17 protein-coding genes are annotated in these 17,845 nt (G+C 62.0%); 4 read left to right on the top strand and 13 right to left on the bottom strand.

Annotated features, from left to right (window positions below; all coding sequences use genetic code 11):
- Window positions 1-317 precede the first annotated feature (317 nt).
- Window positions 318-1,493: a M14 family metallopeptidase gene (locus tag AC07R0_RS16455; protein WP_495105659.1), complete on the bottom strand. Its 1,176-nt coding sequence runs from the start codon at window positions 1,491-1,493 to the stop codon at window positions 318-320.
- Between AC07R0_RS16455 and AC07R0_RS16450 the strand changes: the two genes are divergently transcribed.
- Window positions 1,492-2,013: a phosphatidylglycerophosphatase A family protein gene (locus AC07R0_RS16450; RefSeq protein ID WP_495099290.1), complete on the top strand. Its 522-nt coding sequence runs from the start codon at window positions 1,492-1,494 to the stop codon at window positions 2,011-2,013. The two genes, AC07R0_RS16455 and AC07R0_RS16450, sit on opposite strands and share 2 nt — an antisense overlap.
- Window positions 2,013-2,537 (top strand): CinA family protein, encoded by a 525-nt coding sequence (locus AC07R0_RS16445; protein WP_495105658.1) that lies wholly within the window; start codon window positions 2,013-2,015, stop codon window positions 2,535-2,537. Before AC07R0_RS16450 ends, AC07R0_RS16445 begins: the two co-directional genes overlap by 1 nt.
- Here AC07R0_RS16445 and AC07R0_RS16440 read toward each other — a convergent pair.
- The 3 genes from AC07R0_RS16440 to AC07R0_RS16430 all read right to left on the bottom strand — a co-directional run bounded on the left by AC07R0_RS16440 (window position 2,515) and on the right by AC07R0_RS16430 (window position 6,285).
- Window positions 2,515-3,489, bottom strand: a complete 975-nt coding sequence (locus AC07R0_RS16440) for a response regulator (RefSeq protein ID WP_495105657.1) — start codon at window positions 3,487-3,489, stop codon at window positions 2,515-2,517. The genes AC07R0_RS16445 and AC07R0_RS16440 overlap by 23 nt on opposite strands.
- 40 nt (window positions 3,490-3,529) lie before the next feature.
- On the bottom strand, window positions 3,530-4,786 hold the full coding sequence (locus AC07R0_RS16435) for a sensor histidine kinase (RefSeq protein WP_495099293.1): 1,257 nt from the start codon (window positions 4,784-4,786) through the stop codon (window positions 3,530-3,532).
- Between the two features lie 89 nt (window positions 4,787-4,875).
- The gene (locus AC07R0_RS16430) at window positions 4,876-6,285 is read right to left on the bottom strand and encodes a class I SAM-dependent methyltransferase (RefSeq protein WP_495105656.1); all 1,410 of its coding nucleotides are present in this window, start codon (window positions 6,283-6,285) and stop codon (window positions 4,876-4,878) included.
- A gap of 273 nt (window positions 6,286-6,558) precedes the next feature.
- Between AC07R0_RS16430 and AC07R0_RS16425 the strand changes: the two genes are divergently transcribed.
- A complete protein-coding gene (locus AC07R0_RS16425; protein ID WP_495105655.1) occupies window positions 6,559-7,044 on the top strand; it encodes a nuclear transport factor 2 family protein in 486 nt (161 codons plus the stop codon).
- A gap of 154 nt (window positions 7,045-7,198) precedes the next feature.
- Here the strand turns inward: AC07R0_RS16425 and AC07R0_RS16420 are convergent, their stop codons facing one another.
- Window positions 7,199-8,011 carry a UPF0149 family protein gene (locus AC07R0_RS16420; protein WP_495105654.1) on the bottom strand — a complete coding sequence of 271 codons (813 nt, stop codon included), beginning with the start codon at window positions 8,009-8,011 and terminating at the stop codon, window positions 7,199-7,201.
- A 63-nt stretch (window positions 8,012-8,074) separates the two neighbouring features.
- Between AC07R0_RS16420 and AC07R0_RS16415 the strand changes: the two genes are divergently transcribed.
- Window positions 8,075-9,736 (top strand): FMN-binding glutamate synthase family protein, encoded by a 1,662-nt coding sequence (locus AC07R0_RS16415; protein ID WP_495099297.1) that lies wholly within the window; start codon window positions 8,075-8,077, stop codon window positions 9,734-9,736.
- A gap of 152 nt (window positions 9,737-9,888) precedes the next feature.
- Here AC07R0_RS16415 and AC07R0_RS16410 read toward each other — a convergent pair whose 3' ends face one another.
- The 8 genes from AC07R0_RS16410 to argS all read right to left on the bottom strand — a co-directional run bounded on the left by AC07R0_RS16410 (window position 9,889) and on the right by argS (window position 17,839).
- On the bottom strand, window positions 9,889-10,311 hold the full coding sequence (locus AC07R0_RS16410; protein WP_495105653.1) for a putative toxin-antitoxin system toxin component, PIN family: 423 nt from the start codon (window positions 10,309-10,311) through the stop codon (window positions 9,889-9,891).
- Entirely contained in the window at window positions 10,304-11,515 is a 1,212-nt protein-coding gene (locus AC07R0_RS16405; protein WP_495105652.1) for a THUMP domain-containing class I SAM-dependent RNA methyltransferase, read from the bottom strand. Before AC07R0_RS16405 ends, AC07R0_RS16410 begins: the two co-directional genes overlap by 8 nt.
- 105 nt (window positions 11,516-11,620) lie before the next feature.
- Window positions 11,621-13,198 carry an RNA polymerase factor sigma-54 gene (locus AC07R0_RS16400; RefSeq protein ID WP_495076822.1) on the bottom strand — a complete coding sequence of 526 codons (1,578 nt, stop codon included), beginning with the start codon at window positions 13,196-13,198 and terminating at the stop codon, window positions 11,621-11,623.
- 7 nt (window positions 13,199-13,205) lie between these two features.
- Entirely contained in the window at window positions 13,206-13,958 is a 753-nt protein-coding gene (gene lptB / locus AC07R0_RS16395; protein WP_495105777.1) for an LPS export ABC transporter ATP-binding protein, read from the bottom strand.
- An 8-nt stretch (window positions 13,959-13,966) separates the two neighbouring features.
- Complete coding sequence (lptA, locus tag AC07R0_RS16390; RefSeq protein ID WP_495105651.1) at window positions 13,967-14,590, bottom strand: lipopolysaccharide transport periplasmic protein LptA; 624 nt, start codon at window positions 14,588-14,590, stop codon at window positions 13,967-13,969.
- 118 nt (window positions 14,591-14,708) lie between these two features.
- Window positions 14,709-15,368, bottom strand: coding sequence for a thiol:disulfide interchange protein DsbA/DsbL (locus AC07R0_RS16385; protein ID WP_495105650.1), 660 nt, complete (start codon window positions 15,366-15,368; stop codon window positions 14,709-14,711).
- 80 nt (window positions 15,369-15,448) lie between these two features.
- On the bottom strand, window positions 15,449-16,153 hold the full coding sequence (locus AC07R0_RS16380) for an SPOR domain-containing protein (protein ID WP_495076825.1): 705 nt from the start codon (window positions 16,151-16,153) through the stop codon (window positions 15,449-15,451).
- Window positions 16,154-16,165: 12 nt separating this feature from the next.
- Window positions 16,166-17,839, bottom strand: coding sequence for an arginine--tRNA ligase (gene argS / locus AC07R0_RS16375; protein ID WP_495105649.1), 1,674 nt, complete (start codon window positions 17,837-17,839; stop codon window positions 16,166-16,168).
- Between the last annotated feature and the right edge of the window lie 6 nt (window positions 17,840-17,845).

Here is a 17,845-nt window from a genome sequence, read left to right as displayed (position 1 = left end):
ATCCTCTGCCGCCACTCCCGAAGGGTTCTAGCCAATCTTTATGGTCTGAGGTTCGCCGCTTCAAAGAGCATTACCCAGGCTGGCCAAGCAAACTTGTTGCCTACGGACTACCCACACTCTTCGCTCTGGCGATTGTTCCCAGACTATTCGCACTCATAAAAAGTATTGTTGGGTAATTGCACGCAAGAATCTTGCTCCAGTCAAAGTAAGACCTAATCGTCCAAGGAACAGGCTCGCAAAGGCAAAGCGCGCACGTCACACATTGCTACGATTTAAATAGCCTCCAGCGCAGACAACATATGCGCCAGCGACCTTTTCTACCCCCCAACCACCGCCCTGACAGCCGCTAGCACACTAGCCCCTAACTTACGCGAACGCTCGCCGTTCCAGCCGCGTTCCAGATCCGGCAAGTTGGCGTTGTCCTTGAATGGCATCTCGATCGTGAAGGCCAGGCAGTCGAAGTTTTGGCCGACCCAGTTGGTGGCCAGGCTGAGGTTGGCTTGGCCGGGCGCGGCGCGGGGGTAGCCGACTTCCGTCTGGAAATCCGGGCTGGCGGCCAGCCAGGCGGCTTTGAAGGTGTTTTGCAGGGCCTCGATGCGTGGGTTGAAGCCGGGGTTGGCCTCGGTGCCGACGACGAAGTTATAGGGCAAATTCTCATCGCCGTGGGCGTCCAGGAACAGGTCTACGCCCACTGCCTCCATCTTGTTGCGCACATGGAAGACCTCGGGCGAGGTGTCCAGGCTGGGGCGGCGCCATTCACGGTTGAGGTTGGCGCCGGCGGCGTTGGTGCGCAGGTTGCCGTGCACGGCGCCGTCGGGGTTCATGTTTGGCACCACGAAGAATTCGCAGTGCTGCAGCAGGCCCCGGCTGGTGGGGTCCTGGCGGTCCAGCAGGCGGTCCAGAAAGCCCTCGACGAACCACTCGGCCATGGTTTCGCCGGGGTGCTGGCGGGCGATGAGCCAGACCTTCTTTTTCGGCGTGGCGAATTGCGCATCGTTGACGTGCAGCAGGGTCATGTCGCGGCCCTCGACCGTGGCACCCAGGCTTTCCACGCGCACCAAGTCGGAGGCGGCGGCCCGGCCCAGCAGGTCCAGGTGGCGCTCGTGCGAATAGGGCTCGAAATAGGCGAAGTACATGCGGTTGTGGCCGGGCGTGGTGGCCACGGTCATAACCTGGCCGTCGTACTGCGCATCCAGGCGAAACCAGTGTTGGCGGTCCACGCTGGCGACGATGCGGTAGCCGTCCCAACCGGGCGGATAGGCGCTTTGACCTGCGTTCAGGAATTTCATCACCACCGGCACGCCAGCGGCACCCTGCAGGCAAAAGTAAAACCACTGCGCGTAGGGACTGGCGTTGTCGGGGCGGATGTTCAGCTGGATGTCTTGCGGGTCGGCCAGGCTGAGCACCTGGATAGAGCCTCCATCGAACTGGGAGGAGATATGCAATGCGGTCATCCGCGAATGATACGGGGCTGCCGGATAATCGACCGCCATGGATAGTCCTTCTTCCGCGTCGCCCATGCGCCGCCCCACCGCCCGGTTTCTGCTTTCGCATCCCGCCCATTTCATGGCCCTGGGCTTTGGCTCTGGGCTAAGCCCCATCGCCCCCGGCACCGCCGGCACATTGTGGGCCTGGCTGGCGTTTCTGGTGATCCAGCCGCTGCTGACCACGGCACAAATGGGCTGGTTGATTGCCGCGTCTTTTGTGGTGGGCTGGTGGGCTTGCACTGTCTGCGCGCGGCACATGAACGTGGCCGACCCCGGCGCAATAGTCTGGGACGAGGTAGCAGCCTTCTGGCTGGTGCTGTGGCTGGTGATGCCGGTAGGGCTGCTGGGGCAGGCGGTGGCGTTCGGGCTGTTTCGCTACTTCGACGCAGCCAAACCCGGGCCGGTGGCCTGGGCCGACCGGGCCTTCAAGGGGCTGAACGCGCGCGGTGGCTTCGGCATCATGTTCGACGACCTGGTGGCGGCTTTTTGCACGCTGCTGGTGATTGCAGCCTGGAGGGCCTGGTGATGGATACGCTATCAAACTCAGAGCATCCTGCACAGGCAACACCTGCGCTGGTGGCCGATTTGATGCTGAAAAATAATTGGTTTCTGGCGACGGCTGAAAGCTGTACCGGCGGCATGATTGCCGCCGCCTGCACAGACCTGGCCGGCTCCAGCGCCTGGTTTGACCGGGGTTTTGTGACTTACTCCAACGCCGCCAAGACCGACATGCTGGGTGTGGACGCCGCCCTGATTGCTACGCATGGCGCTGTCAGCGAACCCGTAGCGCGGGCCATGGCGGCCGGTGCACTGGCCCATGCGCGGGCCCAGGTAGCGATTGCCGTGACTGGCGTTGCCGGCCCCACGGGAGGCAGCGTAGAAAAGCCGGTGGGAATGGTGTGGCTGGGCTTTGCCCTGCCAGGCGCGGTGCATACCGAGGTGCAGCATTTCCCTGGCGACCGTGCCGCAGTGCGCGCCGCCACTGTGAACTATGCGCTGCGCCGTGTGGCGCAGCTGCTGCAAGTTCTTACTCCGTCGCAGACTGGCTGATGCGCTCGATGGCCAGGGCCATCCAGTCCGAAGGCAGTGCTGCGGGTGTGCCACCCACGGACAGGCGCACGCTCAGGCCCTGGCCGCTGACCTGCAGCTGGGCATTGCTGCCCCACCACATCAGCCAGGCCAGCCAGGCCACCAGCAGGCCGGATGGCGGCTCGTGGCTCGGTGCTTCCAGCAACCAGGTGAGTGGATGGCGGCCGTTGAACACTGCAGTGTCGCCCTGCAAGCTGATCTGGCCCGGCAGGGCATCGACCAGAGCCTGTAGCGCCTGCGCCGGCGTTTCCAGTGCGGCAAACCGCGGCTGCCACTGTGCCAAGGCCTGGCCCACGGAGACGCTGCGCTGGGCTTCGTACTGCATCAGCTCCGCATGGTCCATGCTGCGCCAGTCTATGGGCGGCAGCATGCAGCCGGCCAGCTCGGCCGCACGCAGATAGGCCAACAGGCCAGGCTCGTAGTCGGCATTCAGAAAGCCGGCACACACCACAGCCAGTTGCGAGATGCGGCTGGCCAGCAGCTGCTGGCGGTGCACCGCCATCTTCTCGCGCAGCAGGTCATCGCGCTCGCAGCGGGTGTCGGACAACTCCAGCGCATTGCGGATATCCGCGCGCAGCAGCTCCAGGTCCCAGGGCTTGGTGATGTAGCGGTAGATTTCGCCGGTGTTGATAGCCTCTATGGCCTCGCCCAGCTCGGAGTAGGCGGTGGTCAGCATGCGCACCATGGCCGGGTGGTGGTCACGGGCGTAGCGCAGCAGCTCGTTGCCGTGGGCGCCGGGCATGCGCTGGTCGGACACCAGCACGGCAATCTCGTTGCCGCGCGCCTGTAGCACGGCCTTGCCCTCCTCCACGGAAAGCGCGGTCAGCACTGGCGCCATGGGGCTGATCAGGCGTTCAAAATACTTGAGCGCCATGGGTTCGTCGTCTACATACAGAATTTTGTCAGGTCGCATAGCGTGATCTTGCCAGGGTTATCAACAAAAAGGACTAGATTCAGGCATTTTCGGTTGCCAGACCCAGGTCAAAAGCGAATTCGGTCCATACACCGGGCTCGCTGCTGACCCGCAATGCCCCACCGTGGCGCTGCACGATGGCATAGCTCACACTCAAGCCCAAGCCCAGGCCCTTGCCTACATCTCGGGTGGTGAAGAAAGGTTCAAATACGCGGGCCAGATGCTCGGGCAGGATGCCGGTGCCGTTGTCGCGCACTGTCACCTCCAGTCGGCTGGCGGTGCGCACGGCCCGCACCTCGATACGCGGCGCCTTGCGCGCGGCCTTGTGCAGCGCCAGCGCCGCATTGCCCAGCAGGTTGATCAGCACCCCGATCAAGGCGGGTTCGTCGCCGCGCACATGGGTGTCCATGGGTAGCTCGACCGACACGGCAATGCCTTTGAGCTCGAAACCAGTCAGGCGCAGAGCCGACTGAAGGGCTTTTTCAAACAAAAAGATGCGGCCCGGGTCGTCACCCGGCTTTTGGTAGGCAAAGGTTTTCAGGTCCGAGACGATGCTTTGCACCCGCTGCATGCCCTCCTTGGCATCGCCCAGGCTTTCCTTCAGGTCGGGGCTGTTCACGACTGCGGCATCCATCATGGACATATTCAGCGCCATCAGGCTGTAATTGACCGGATTATTGACCTCATGCAGCAAGCCCGCCGCCAGCGTACCCAGGGCGGCCATTTTTTCCTGCTGCATCATGTGACCCTTAATATCGGCCAGTGCCTGGTTGGTGCTTTGCAGGATGGTGTTTTTTTCCTGGATTTCTTTCTTCAACTGAAAAGAAAGCCAGCGCCAGCGCTCGTTATATAGCGCCAAGGCTATACCGATCAACACGTAAAACGACATGAAGATCATATTGCCCCAAAAGGCATGAAAATTTTGAATTCCGCCAGTCCGTGATATGCATGCCGCACAATAAACCAGCAAGGTCAAAATGCCGGCCAAACCGGCCTCGATTAACGTAATGGGCAGAAAAAAAGCCATGCCGCTCAAAACAAAAGTCAAGCCTACAAAATAAATAGAGGACTCGCCTTCTGTATAAAAGATCATCCAGGCAATCATGACCTGGGGCACACACAGCCAAAAATAGGTGAGTGCCTTGATATTGCGTCTACCCCAAGCAAACTGGTAGCTCATCAGTACCGCGCCGATCAGCAGGCATGCCAGCAACCGGGCTTGGGCAAATTCCAAAGCATGCAGCGGATAAAACACTGCATCCAGCGACAATCCGGCCATGATCAGGCCCATAGTCATCAAACAGGCCGCCCGGCTATTGAAAATCAAATAGCTGTGCAGCTCTGCCTGGTAATCTTCGTTTTTACGCTTTGTTATGAATTCAAGCATCAATGCCCAATAAGCGCAGGAACTCGAGATTCCACAAATAGATTGACACCTGTGACGTCATTAAATACTTCAATATCCTTCAAACCGGCTGGCAATATTCTGCGCACATCGTTTTCGTCGCGGTATATCAGATGCCATTCCAAAAAATACTCCATCCAGCGCCGCTCCTGGTTGCTGGAGTGCACATTGGTGAATAATATTTGACCGCCTGCGCGGGTGCGCAAAGCCATATATTTAACCAAGCGGGCACACACTTTATCGGTCAGATAATCAAAAAGGCCAGCGCAATACACAAAATCAAACTTGTCTGATTCTTCTATCACTTGGGCCTGGGCCGAGCGTTTGAGCAGCTGGTTTACCGACTCGTGCTGCGTACGCAAGTGCAGCTGCTTGCCGCTGTGCTGAAGGCTTTCCAGTCTTTCACGCGTATAGGCAAGAGTTTCCTCGCTGAAATCCACCAGCACAAACTCTAGTTGGTCGAAATGCGCAGATTGCAGAACCAGGCGCTGGATCTCCTGCGCCGGCCCGCAGCCGATATTCAAAACCCGCATGGGCCGCCCAGCTTGCACTGCTTGTTGCGTCAACGACTCCAGGCGGCTGTACAGAATGTCGATGCGATTGCGATGCGCCTGGGCTACACCAGCCTGTAGGAACATGAAATTCACCAACTGGAAATAGCTGGTCGGGCCCTGGCGCGGGTCGCCCACGATCTGGTTCACCATTTCGTAATCGCCGGCATAGCCCAAAGGCTTGGAAAAAGTACGGTGCACAAACGGAGCCCGCAAAACCAGCGGGTGGATGGCCGCCTGGGCAAACGCACGGTGCAGGGGCACGGCATCCTCGGGCACCAGGGAGGCTTCGCGGTCAAACCATTCCAAGTACTCGCGGCCCTTGCGCAGTAGCGGCAAGCTCAGTTCCTGGAACACATCCTGCTGCACCCGGCCATCGGGCTCATGCGGCAGGCGGCCCGCCACATCCATCTGGTCCACCCAGCGTGCCACCTCAGCAAAGTAGGCGCGCATCTCGCTAACCACCACCTGGTAATCACGTCGCACATTGAAACGGGATTCCCAGTCCTGGATAAAGAACCCGGCTGCGCTGGCCACGCCAGCCACACCCGGTTGCATCAACACGACATCGTTCCAGGCGTCCATCAAATTCAGCGACACCACCGCCATCAACCCGGTATTCAACAGACTCACCACCACAGCCTTGCCGGTATAGATACTCTGATGACCGGAACGCACGGTCAGTTCGTGCAAAACCTCGCTGACCTGCATCAGCGAGTCGGGGTTGTACACCTCCAACACCATGGAGCCGCGCTGGTGGCTGATGAGGGTGCCCCGCATAGCCTCGTTATGGCTGTTTCGGAAAGTAATCACCGGGCTGATCGGACTGAGGGACTGCACAAACGGGCACTCTCATGAATTCGGGCTAAAACAGCTGACATATCCTCGCTAAATATTGGCGATGGCGTGTCGGCACCACGGAGCAGGACGCGACTGCAGGTCGGGAGGCTTGCTGAAAGACCGGCATTCTGTCACCTTGGCGAACCCGCTAAAAGGGTTCGCAGCCGCAATATAGACGCTTTGTCGTCAGCCCGTGAATTTGTCCAATGAATTTGCGCTCCATATTACGAAATTCGTTACCCTGCCAAAGTTTTACATAGAGAAGAAATTTTTATGCATGCCCATCAGCACACACTTGAGCGCTTCTACGCTGCCTTCGCCCGCCTGGACGCCGACACCATGGCCAGCTGCTATGCCGAGGATGTGCAGTTCAACGACCCGGTATTTACGCTGCGCGGCCGGCGCGAAGTTGGCGGCATGTGGCGCATGCTGTGCGCCGCCACCCGTAGCAAGGGCTTGGACGTATGGAAGCTGGAATATCGCGATCTACAGGCCGACGCCACAACCGGCCAGGCGCATTGGGAGGCGCACTACCGCTTCAGCACCACCGGGCGCATGGTGCACAACCGCATTGACGGACGCTTCCGCTTCAATGCGGCCGGACTGATCACCCAGCACACCGACCAGTTTGATTTCTGGGCCTGGTCACGCCAGGCACTGGGCACGCCCGGCCTGCTGCTGGGCTGGACGCCTTTGTTGCGCAACAAGGTACGCCGACTGGCGGCTACGAACCTGGAGAAATTTCTGGCGCAACCGTGAAGCGACACAGCATACGGGCATAACCCACTGCTTCAGCCAGAACGCACACCCCTAGAGATGCCGTGGAACTGGCTTTGCCAGGCCACTGGCATCGCCCCCTTCGAGGGGGTTGGCGGAAGATGCGAAGCACTGCAGCCTGGGGGTGTTCAATAAGCTAGGCGCCGTGGCATTTCTTGTACTTTTTGCCACTACCGCAGGGGCACAGGTCGTTGCGACCGGGGGTAGGTTCCCTACGCACCTGCTCCACGCGGGGGCCGAGTGAGCGCCAGAGTTCGCGCAAGTCATATACCGCCCACATGGCTTCGCCAAAGGCCTCCATGCGCGCCTCAGACATGCTGGGTGGCGGCTCTTCACCGCCCTCTTCCTCAGGGCCGAAAGCCGACACCTCGGCCGGGCCGGTGTCGTCCTCGGTCAGGGCCACGATGGCGCTCAGGGCGCCGTCCAGCCACTGCACGGCCTCCTTGTCCTTGGCCGGCGCTTCCCACTCGTCGGGCCAGGCCTCGACTGCAAACATGAAGCCCAATGCCCAGACCTGGCCGAACGAAGGCAGCGGGCCTTCTTCTTCACCGACCAAGGCCTCGGCACGCTCTTCGGGGCTGAGTGACAACATCATGGCGCGCACATCCAGCACCTCGGGGGTGTAGGCACGCTCGTCGGACAGGTTGTTGACATCTTTTTCATCCAGTGCGGCCTTCACCTCGTTCCAGCGACGGCCCCACAGTTCCATGAAGCGTGCACGCTGGGCTTCGTCGGCAAAACTGCCTTCACCGTCTTCGCCGATATCCAGCAGCACCGGAAGATATTCGCTGGCCGGAATGGCTCTGCGGCAGCACACCACGGCGGCCATGAAGCCTTCACAAAACTCCCACTGTGGGGTTTCGTCATAACGCTCGCGCAAGTCCTCCAGAATCAGGTCCAGGGCATCGAAGTCGTCGGGTTGTAAAGGCGCAGCGGTAGGGGCGGTCATGGTGTTCTCGGATAGCAAACCCCAAGTTTAGCCAGTAGCATCGCGCCAGGAGAAAACACCCTTATGCTGGACTATTTGAATTCGATCTACCCCATCCGCTACACCGTGTTCGGCATGTGCATCATGGGTTTGCTGCTCAGCCTGTTCAGCTTGCTCGTGTTCCACACCGGCGCCCTGCCCGGGCTGGTGTTTCTGGGTCTGGTCGGCCTGGGCCTGTATGACCTTCAGCAAACCAAAAAATCGGTGCTGCGCAACTACCCGGTAATAGGCCATATGCGCTATATGCTGGAGTTCGTGCGCCCGGAGATCCGCCAGTATTTCATCGAAGCCGACAACGACGCGACGCCGTTTTCACGATCGCAGCGCGCCCTGGTCTACCAGCGCGCCAAAGGGGATATCGACAAGCGCCCATTCGGCACCCAGCTCGACGTGCTAGCCGAAGGCTATGAGTGGATCAACCATTCCGTATCGCCGACCGAGGTGCCGACCCACGACTTCCGCATCACCATCGGACTGGACAGCCAGACCGGCCTGCAGGCTGACAGCTCCAACTGCACCCAGCCTTATGACGCCAGCGTGTTCAGCATCTCGGCCATGAGTTTTGGCGCACTGTCCGCCAACGCCATCCTGGCGCTGAACAAGGGCGCGCAGCGCGGGCGCTTTGCGCACGACACCGGCGAGGGTTCGATCTCGGTGCACCACAAGGTGCACGGCGGCGACCTGGTGTGGGAGATTGGCTCGGGCTACTTTGGCTGCCGCAACGACGACGGCACATTCAACCCCGAGCGCTTCGCCGTGAATGCCTGCCAGCCGCAGGTCAAGATGATCGAGCTCAAACTGAGCCAGGGTGCCAAGCCAGGACACGGCGGTGTGCTGCCCGGCCCCAAGGTCAGCGCTGAAATTGCCGAAGCGCGCGGCGTGCCGGAGGGCGTGGACTGCGTGTCACCCTCGGCCCACAGTGCCTTCAACACGCCGGTGGAGATGATGCTCTTCATCGCCCGGCTGCGCGAACTCTCGGGCGGCAAGCCCACCGGCTTCAAGCTGTGCATAGGCCACCCCTGGGAATGGTTTGCCATGGTCAAGGCCATGCAAGTCACAGGCATCACCCCCGACTTCATCGTGGTCGATGGGGCCGAAGGCGGCACCGGCGCGGCGCCGCTGGAGTTCACCGACCACGTGGGCGCCCCCCTGCAGGAAGGCCTGCAGCTGGTGCACAACACGCTACGCGGCGTGGGCTTGCGCAGTCGCGTCAAGCTAGGCTGTGCGGGCAAGGTGGTCAGCGCCTTCGACATCGCACGCATGATGGCGCTGGGCGCCGACTGGTGCAATTCAGCACGCGGCTTCATGTTCGCCCTGGGCTGCCTGCAAGCCCAGTCCTGCCATACCGGCCACTGCCCCACCGGCGTGACCACCCAGGACCCGGTGCGCCAGCAGGCGCTGATCGTGCCCGACAAGGCCGAACGGGTACACCAGTTCCACGAGAACACACTGAAGGCACTGAAGGAAATGGTGCAGGCCGCCGGCCTGCTGCATCCGAATGAGATCACCGCCCACCACATCGTGCGCCGGGTGAATGAAACCGGGGTCAAGCTGCTAGTGACCATCATGCCGCCCCTGGCCATGAATGCACTGCTGGACCGCGACATCAGCAGCCTACCGAATGTGTTCAAGTTCTACTGGCCGCATGCCAGCGCGGACAGCTTCAAGCTGCAGATGGAAGAATAGGTACACCCCCAGGCTCCACACTTCGTGTTTTCGCCAACCCCCTTGCAGGGGGCGAACCCTACGGCCCGGCAGAGCCGGTTCCGTGGGTTCCCTGGAGTAATCAGCTCGCTACGCATCGAGAAGACACTGAAGCAGACGCCAATTGCTATTATTTAGATAGCTTTCTGCGCAGATACACCGTGCGCTAGCAGGCGTTTTTTCATACAAAGTACAGCCTTGTCCTTGCTCAGCAACAGGGCGCGATGGGCCACAGCGAGGTCGATGAAACACTGGTCGTCCGGATCTTTGCAGACCAGTGGGACACGCGGCGCCACCTCTACCAGCGTGGTGTGGCGGTCAAACGCGGCCAGCACGTCGGCAGCGGTCAGCTGGTAGAACGCCAGCTTGGGCACCAGGTGGGCGTAGTCCAGCACCCGCTCCAACTCATTGCGCATGTGCTGGGTTGCCAGCCAGCGCAGCTGGCCCGCCTCCAGCGCGGGTTTCAGCGGCTTGGCGACCTTGTCGTCGAACAAAAAGATGTCCAGCACGATGTTGGTGTCCAGCACCGCATTGCGCACTGGCTGCGGCTCAGACATCCTTGGGAGCGTCCGCACCACGACGGGCGGAACCAGCGACCATGTCGAAACGGAACAGGCGGCATTCGATGGGGCCGTTCCACATGGGTACGCGGCGCGACTCTTTGAGGCGCATCTTGCCGGGCAGCTTGAGGTCGGGCGTCAGCATCCAGGCGGTCCAGCCCGCGTAGTTACGCTTCCAGTGGGTGGCCAGTTGGGGGAAGAAGTCGGCGCTGCCGTCCTCGGTCTGTGCAGCTTCGCGCCGGCCCGCGACACCTGCCACCTCAATCCGCTCGCCGTAGGGCGGGTTCAGCAACATCACGCCGGACTCGGCCGGCGGCATGCGCTGCAAGGCATCGCCGCCACGGAACTCGACCACGCCGCTGACGCCCGCGCGCTCGGCATTGCGGGTGGCGAAATCGACCATACGGAAGGCCACATCGCTACCGAAGATCTGCGTCTCCGGCTCGTGCTCGGCGGCGTGGGCCTGCTCCTGAATGACGCTCCACACATGGGGCTGGAAGGGCAACAGCTTCTCAAAGCCAAAGCGGCGCAGGCTGCCGGGCGCAATATTGCAGGCGATCTGCGCGGCCTCTATGGCAATGGTGCCGCTGCCGCAGCAGGGGTCGTACAGGGGCGTGGTGCCATCCCAGCCGCTGGCGGCGATCATGGCGGCGGCCAGGGTTTCCTTCAACGGCGCATCGCCCTTGTCTTCACGCCAGCCACGTTTGAACAGCGCGTCACCCGAGGTGTCAATGTAGATGGTGGCGCGCTCGGTGGTCAGGTGCAGGTAGATGCGCACATCGGGCCACTGCACATTCACGTCGGGGCGCACGCCGGTCTTGAAGCGGAAGCGGTCGGCCACCGCGTCCTTCACTTTCAGCGCGGCGAAGTTCAGCGAATTGAGCGGGCTGTGCTGCGCCGTGACTTCGATCTTGAAGCTTTGCTTGGGCGTGAACCAGATCTCCCAGGCCACGTTGCTGGCGGCTTCGTACAGGTCTTTTTCGCTGCGGTATTCGGTGTTGGACAGCTCGATCAGCACGCGCTGCGCCAGGCGGCTGTGCAGGTTCAAGCGCATCGCGTCGCGCCAGGAGGAGCGCACCAGCGTGCCGCCCCGCATCACCCGCAGGTCTTCGCCCTGCAGGCCGGTAATGCCGTGCACCTCTTCGGCCAGCAGCTCTTCCACGCCGGCGGCGCAGGGTAAAAATAATTGGAGTTGGTTCATATCGTTATTTCCATGGTGTCACGCTACGCAGCCTGGGGCAAGCGGGGCGAAGCTCTTTCCTCCAGCTGCGGCATACCGTGCACGCGGCCTGGGGGAGAGCATGTTCTACAGCGCTTTGCGCAGGTTCGTGGGGGCTATGCGCAGCGCTTCGCGGTACTTGGCCACGGTACGGCGCGCGCATTCAATGCCCTGCTCTTTCAGCATGTCGGACAGCTGGCTGTCGCTGAGCGGCTTCTTTGGGTCTTCGGACGAGACAAACTGCTTGATCAGCGCCCGCACCGCGGTGCTGGAGGCGTTGCCGCCGGTCTCCGTCCCCAGGGACGAGCCGAAGAAATACTTCAGCTCGAAGGTGCCGTAGGGCGTGGCCATGTATTTGGCGGTGGTCACGCGGCTGATGGTGGACTCGTGCAGTCCCAACTCGTCGGCGATCTCGCGCAGCACCAGAGGGCGCATGGCCAGCGCGCCGTGGCTGAAGAAGTTCTTCTGCCGCTCCACGATGGCGTTGCTGACCCGCAAAATCGTGTCGAAGCGCTGCTGGATGTTCTTAATGAACCAGCGCGCCTCCTGCAGGCGCTGCTGCAGTGCGGCGTTGTTCGATGAATCCTTGCCGCCCCCCTTGTGCTGGCGCAGCGCATTGGCGTAGATGTCGTGCACGCGCAGGCGCGGCATGACCTCGGCATTCAGCTGTACCCGGAAGCGGGCCTGGGCGCCGCGCCCAACCTTGACCACGATCACGTCGGGCACCACGATGTTGCGCTCCACATCGACAAAGCGCCGCCCCGGCTTGGGCTCCAGCCGGGCGATCAGCGCCATGGCAGCCTTGATATCGGTCTCGGTGGCGCGGCACAGCTGGGCCAGGCGCTTCACGTCGCGCCGGGCCAGCAGGTCCATGGACTGGCGGCAGATGCGCATGGCCACCTTGCGCGCCGGGTCATCGCCCAGCACGGGCTGCAAACCCTCCAGCTGCAGCAACAGGCATTCACCCAGATGCCGCGCGCCCACGCCCGCCGGCTCCAGGCTTTGCAGCAGGCTCAGGGCCACCGTGAAGCGGTGTACCAGCTCTTCCACGGCCTCGGCGTCGTCGCCCGCCAGACCACGCGCCAGGGTTTCGAAATCGTCTTCCAGGTAGCCGTCGTCGTTCAGCGATTCGATCAGAAAGCGCAGCGCTGCCTGGTCCACCTCCCCCAGCCGCAGGGCCAGGGCCTGGCGGTGCAGAAAGCTGGTCAGCGACTCCTGGTTGCGGGCCAGCTCGGTGGCGTCCATCTCGCCGTCTTCACCCAGGTTGTTCTGGCGCGCCGGGGCGTCACCGCCCCATTCGCTGTCGTCGGGTTTGATCTCGGAAGTGCCATCGCCGTCCCAGCTGGTGTCGTCACCGCCAGTTAAAGGGGATTCGGCATCATTTGGGGCTTCTGCGCTGGATTCACTTGCGTATTCAGCTACAGAACTTGTAGCAATTTCAGCCTCGCGCTCCCCTGTGCTGACCGGCGTGTCGGACTGGGCCAGGCCGAACTCCTCGCGTGCAGCCTCGTCCATATTGCGTTCCAGAAACGGGTTGTCGTCCAGCATCTGGTCCACTTCCTGGCTCAGTTCCAGGGTGGACAGTTGCAGCAGGCGGATGGACTGCTGCAGCTGGGGCGTCAGCGCCAGATGCTGTGAAACGCGTAGGGATAAGCCTTGCTTCATCGGAGCATCACATCTTGAAATGTTCGCCGAGGTAGACGCGACGCACATCGGCGTTGTCCACGATCTCGGACGGCGTACCCTCGGCCAGCACATTGCCGTCGCTGATGATGTAGGCGTGGTCGCAAATGCCCAGCGTCTCGCGCACATTGTGGTCGGTGATCAGCACGCCGATGCCACGCGACTTCAGGAAGCCGATGATGCGCTGGATCTCGATCACCGCAATCGGGTCGATACCGGCAAAAGGCTCGTCCAGCAAAATGAAACGCGGCTGGGTGGCCAGGGCACGGGCGATTTCCACGCGGCGGCGCTCGCCACCGGACAAGGCCATGGCCGACGAATCACGCAAATGCTCCACCCGCAAATCCTGCAGCAACGCCGTCAGGCGCTTTTCGATCTCGGTGCGGGTGAGGGACTTGCCGGCCTCGTCGTGCTGCAATTCCAGCACGGCGCGCACATTTTCTTCCACCGTGAGCTTGCGGAAAATCGAGGCTTCCTGGGGCAGATAGCTCAGGCCCAGGCGCGAACGCCGGTGGATGGGCATGTGCTCCACCGACTGGCCGTCGATGGAAATATGCCCGCCATCAGCCCGCACCAGGCCCACGATCATGTAGAAGGAAGTGGTTTTGCCCGCGCCGTTGGGGCCCAACAAACCGACCACCTCGCCTTTTTTGACGGCCAGCGTCACGTCTTTCACGACCTTGCGCTTGCCGTAGGCTTTTTGCAGATGGCGCGCCTCCAGGCGGCTTTCTCCCGACTCCACCACCGCCGTCACTTCTTCACGCCCTCCAGCGTGGTGGTGGAACGCAGCACCGGGGCTGGCCCGGCAGGTGCCGCGCCGCTAGCAGCCGACGCTGCAGCCTTGGGTGTCAACATGGCGCGTACGCGGCCATTCTGGCCACCGGGATTGCTGCCGGCTGTGCCGCTGTCCACGGTGAATACATCGGTGGTGTTGTCGTAGACGATCAGTTCGCCGGTGATTTCGTCATTCACCTTGCTGCCGACCAGACGGCGCAAAATGGCCCGCTTGATGAAGCGCACGTTGTCCAGCTTGCTGCTGTACTCGATGGTTTCGCCCTCGCCTTCTATGTATTCGTCCAGGCCGTCGCGTTTTTGCTTGAAATACGCCAGCTTGCCCGGCTCCGCCGTCACCACGCCGAACTGGTTGCCCTCGGCATCCTGGCGCACATCGACGCGGGCGCCACGGATGATGATGGTGCCCTTGGTCATCACCACCTTGCCGGTAAAGACATTGGTCTGCTTCAGATCGTCATAACGCGCCGCGTCCGCCTCGATATTCATAGGCTTGAGTTTGTCGGCTTTTTCCGCGTGGGCCGCTCCGCCTAGACCGACGAAACAAACCACGAGCAGTGAGAGTAGGGTGTTGATTTTCATAGAGGCACGAATCTTGCAATTCATTGTAACGGCCCCTCACCCCGAGTTGGACGTAGCCAGAAAAAAGCCCGCTGACGCGGGCTTTTTCATCTCTCCGGCCTTGCCGGCCATGCCGGAATCAGGCTTTCTTGCGCTGCTCGGCCACCAGATATTCCACAACAACCAATGCACGCGGCATGGTTTGCGCCTGGCTGCCATCGGTGTAGAACTTGCCGGCCACGCCCAAAGCGGGCACGCCCGCGACCTGGTAGGCCTGCTGCAGCTGGGATGCCTTACGCACCTTGGTGCTGACGCCAAAAGACTGGTACGTCTCGGTGAACTTGGTTTTGTCCAGACCCTGCTTCACGGCCCAGGCGATCACCAGATCATCTTTGTCCAGCCGCTGATGCTCCACATGGATAGCGTTGAACACCTTGCCATGCAGTGCGTCCAGCTGGCCCAGAGCCTCCAGCGTGTAGTACAGCTTTTGCGGCGGGATGAAACTGTCCTGGAAGTTCACTGGCACACGCTTGAAGGCAATATCCTTGGGCAGGCGCTTGAGCCACTCCACCAAGGTGGGCTCAAACGCATTGCAATGCGGACAGGCGTACCAGAAGAACTCGATCACCTCGACCTTGCCGGCCGGCGCTTCTGTGGCGACTGGCTTGTCCAGCACCAGGTAATCCGTGCCCGCCACGGGCGGCTTGCCCTGCGCCAGGGCGCTACCGGTATGGCCTACGGCCAGCGTGGAACCAGCCAGCACACCCGCTGAAGCCAGCGAAAACTCACGACGTTTCATTGCAAATCACTCCTTGTGGGGGGTCGGATCGGTGCCGAGCGCAAAAGTTCAGCGCGCAGCACCAGCTTCAAGAGAACTGGTCAACGCTGCACGCGCACCAGGGTGGTTTCGCTACCGGCACTTTCCAGCCGGTCCTTGGCATGCTCGGCATCGTCGCGCTTGGCATACGGGCCCATGCGCACACGGTAGACGGTGCGGCCGGACTGCTCGCGCTCGGTAACCTTGGCTTCCATGCCCATCATGGCCAGCTTGGCACGCTGGGCCTCGGCATCTTCGGGCGTACGGTAGGCACCGGCCTGCACGAAGTACTCAAACGGCTCGGCTGTGGGTGCCAGCGCAGGTGCCGTGGCCACGGTGGCAGACGCAGCCGCCTTGGCTTTGACCTTGGCCAGATCGCCCAGCGGGTCGGCCGAGGCTGCGGCCGACGGCTTGGCATCCGGCTTCACCGCAACGGCCGCCGGTGGCGTGGGCACCACGGCCGGAGTCGCCGCTGGCGCCGGTGGCGGCACCACCAGCGGAGCCGCCGCATCCACCGCGCCGGATGCTGCGGGCGCCGCAGAGCGCACCGGGTTTTTGCCGTGCAAGGGGGTATTCGGATCCCAGTCCTTGTTTTTCTGGCTTTCGACCGCGTCGTGGTCGGCGCCATTGGCCTGGGTCTTGCCATTCATGAACGGCACCGGCACCTTGGTGACATAGACCGCCACCGCCAGCGCCGAGCCCAGGCCGACCACCACCCCGATGATGAAACCCAGGATGGTGCCGCCGCTTTGCTTTTGTTTTGTCATGCTTGCTGTCAATTACATTTTTTCTGGAGCATCCACGCCCAGTACTGCCAAGCCATTGTGCAATACCTGCGCGCAGGCGGCGACCAGGGCCAGGCGGGCCAGCTTGAGCGGCTCGTCGTCCACCAGCACGCGCTCGGCGTCATAGTAGCTATGCAGGTTGGCGGCCAGCTCACGTAGGTAGAAGGTCACGTCATGCGGCGCAAAACCTTCGGTGGCTGCCGTCAGCATCTCGGGGTACTTGGCCAGCTGCAGCATCAAGGTCTGGGCCTGGGGCACCAGCAGGCTGGACAGGTCCACGCCCTGCAGCGACGCCACATCGCCACCCCAGTCGCGCAGCATCTTGCAGATGCGGGCATGGGCGTACTGCACGTAGTACACAGGGTTGTCGTTGTTCTTGGCCAGCGCCAAATCGATGTCGAAGGTGTATTCGGTATCCGGCTTGCGGCTCAGCAGGAAGAAGCGCACCGCGTCCTTGCTGGTCCAGTCGATCACGTCGCGCAGGGTCACGTAGCTGCCGGCGCGCTTGGAGATCTTCACCTCTTCGCCGCCGCGCACCACCCGCACCATGGTGTGCAGCACGTAATCAGGATAGCCCTGGGGAATGCCCACATTGGCCGCCTGCAGGCCAGCGCGCACGCGGGCGATGGTGCCGTGGTGGTCGGTGCCCTGGATATTCACCACCTTGGTAAAGCCGCGCTCCCACTTGGCGATGTGGTAGGCCACGTCAGGCACAAAGTAGGTGTAGCTGCCGTCGGTCTTGCGCATGACGCGGTTCTTGTCGTCGCCGTAGTCGGTAGACTGCAGCCACAGCGCGCCGTCCTGCTCGTAGGTCTTGCCAGCTTCCTGCAGGCGCTTGACCGTGGCGTCCACCCGGCCGCTGGTGTACAGGCTGGACTCCAGGTAAAAGTTGTCGAACTTGACCTGGAAAGCCTGCAAGTCCAGGTCCTGCTCGCGGCGCAGATAGGCCACGGCGAATTCGCGGATGGAGTCCAGGTCGTCCACCTTGCCCGAGGCCGTGACTTCGCGGTCGTCGGCCTTGACGGTCTTGCCGGCCAGGAAGTCTTGCGCGATGTCACCGATGTAGTCGCCGTTGTAGGCGGCTTCGGGCCACTCGGCGTCGCCTGGCTTGAAGCCCCGGGCGCGCATCTGCGTGCTGGTTGCCAGGGTGCCGATCTGCACGCCGGCGTCGTTGTAATAGAACTCGCGGTACACATCCCAGCCCTGGGTGGCGTACAGGTTGCAGATGGCATCGCCCAGCGCCGCCTGGCGGCCATGACCGACATGCAGCGGGCCGGTGGGGTTGGCCGAGACGAATTCCACCAGGATGTGCTGGTTGTTGCTGGGCTGCACGCCGAAACTGGCAGCGGCGGCCAGCACTTCACGCACCACTTCCTGCTTGGCGGCAGGCTTGAGCTTGATATTGATGAAGCCCGGGCCGGCGATGTCGATGGCCTCGACCCACTTTTCGAACGCTGGCTGCTCCAGCAGGGCCACGCGCAGGTTTTCACCCAGCTGGCGCGGGTTCAACTTGAGCGGCTTGGCCAGTTGCATGGCGGCGGTGCAAGCGAAATCGCCGTGCGCAGCCACCTTGGGGGACTCGAACGCGGCTTTGGCGCCAGCGCCGGGGGCAATTTTTTCCAGCCCGACGGCCAGCGCCGCGAGCAATTCGTGTTTGACTGAGAGCATGGCCGG

The organism is Rhodoferax sp. GW821-FHT07F03 (assembly GCF_059418745.1).
The sequence above is the reverse complement of the archived record's forward strand: the minus strand, read 5'-3'. Positions and strand labels throughout refer to the sequence as shown.

Coding starts and splice junctions, on each gene's coding strand:
- AC07R0_RS16450 (WP_495099290.1), top strand. CDS start 1,492: ATGGATAGTCCTTCTTCCGCGTCGCCCATGCGCCGCCCCACCGCCCGG.
- AC07R0_RS16455 (WP_495105659.1), bottom strand. CDS start 1,493: ATGGCGGTCGATTATCCGGCAGCCCCGTATCATTCGCGGATGACCGCA.
- AC07R0_RS16445 (WP_495105658.1), top strand. CDS start 2,013: ATGGATACGCTATCAAACTCAGAGCATCCTGCACAGGCAACACCTGCG.
- AC07R0_RS16440 (WP_495105657.1), bottom strand. CDS start 3,489: ATGCGACCTGACAAAATTCTGTATGTAGACGACGAACCCATGGCGCTC.
- AC07R0_RS16435 (WP_495099293.1), bottom strand. CDS start 4,786: ATGACTATGGGCCTGATCATGGCCGGATTGTCGCTGGATGCAGTGTTT.
- AC07R0_RS16425 (WP_495105655.1), top strand. CDS start 6,559: ATGCATGCCCATCAGCACACACTTGAGCGCTTCTACGCTGCCTTCGCC.
- AC07R0_RS16420 (WP_495105654.1), bottom strand. CDS start 8,011: ATGACCGCCCCTACCGCTGCGCCTTTACAACCCGACGACTTCGATGCC.
- AC07R0_RS16415 (WP_495099297.1), top strand. CDS start 8,075: ATGCTGGACTATTTGAATTCGATCTACCCCATCCGCTACACCGTGTTC.
- AC07R0_RS16410 (WP_495105653.1), bottom strand. CDS start 10,311: ATGTCTGAGCCGCAGCCAGTGCGCAATGCGGTGCTGGACACCAACATC.
- AC07R0_RS16405 (WP_495105652.1), bottom strand. CDS start 11,515: ATGAACCAACTCCAATTATTTTTACCCTGCGCCGCCGGCGTGGAAGAG.
- AC07R0_RS16400 (WP_495076822.1), bottom strand. CDS start 13,198: ATGAAGCAAGGCTTATCCCTACGCGTTTCACAGCATCTGGCGCTGACG.
- lptA (WP_495105651.1), bottom strand. CDS start 14,590: ATGAAAATCAACACCCTACTCTCACTGCTCGTGGTTTGTTTCGTCGGT.
- AC07R0_RS16385 (WP_495105650.1), bottom strand. CDS start 15,368: ATGAAACGTCGTGAGTTTTCGCTGGCTTCAGCGGGTGTGCTGGCTGGT.
- AC07R0_RS16380 (WP_495076825.1), bottom strand. CDS start 16,153: ATGACAAAACAAAAGCAAAGCGGCGGCACCATCCTGGGTTTCATCATC.
- argS (WP_495105649.1), bottom strand. CDS start 17,839: ATGCTCTCAGTCAAACACGAATTGCTCGCGGCGCTGGCCGTCGGGCTG.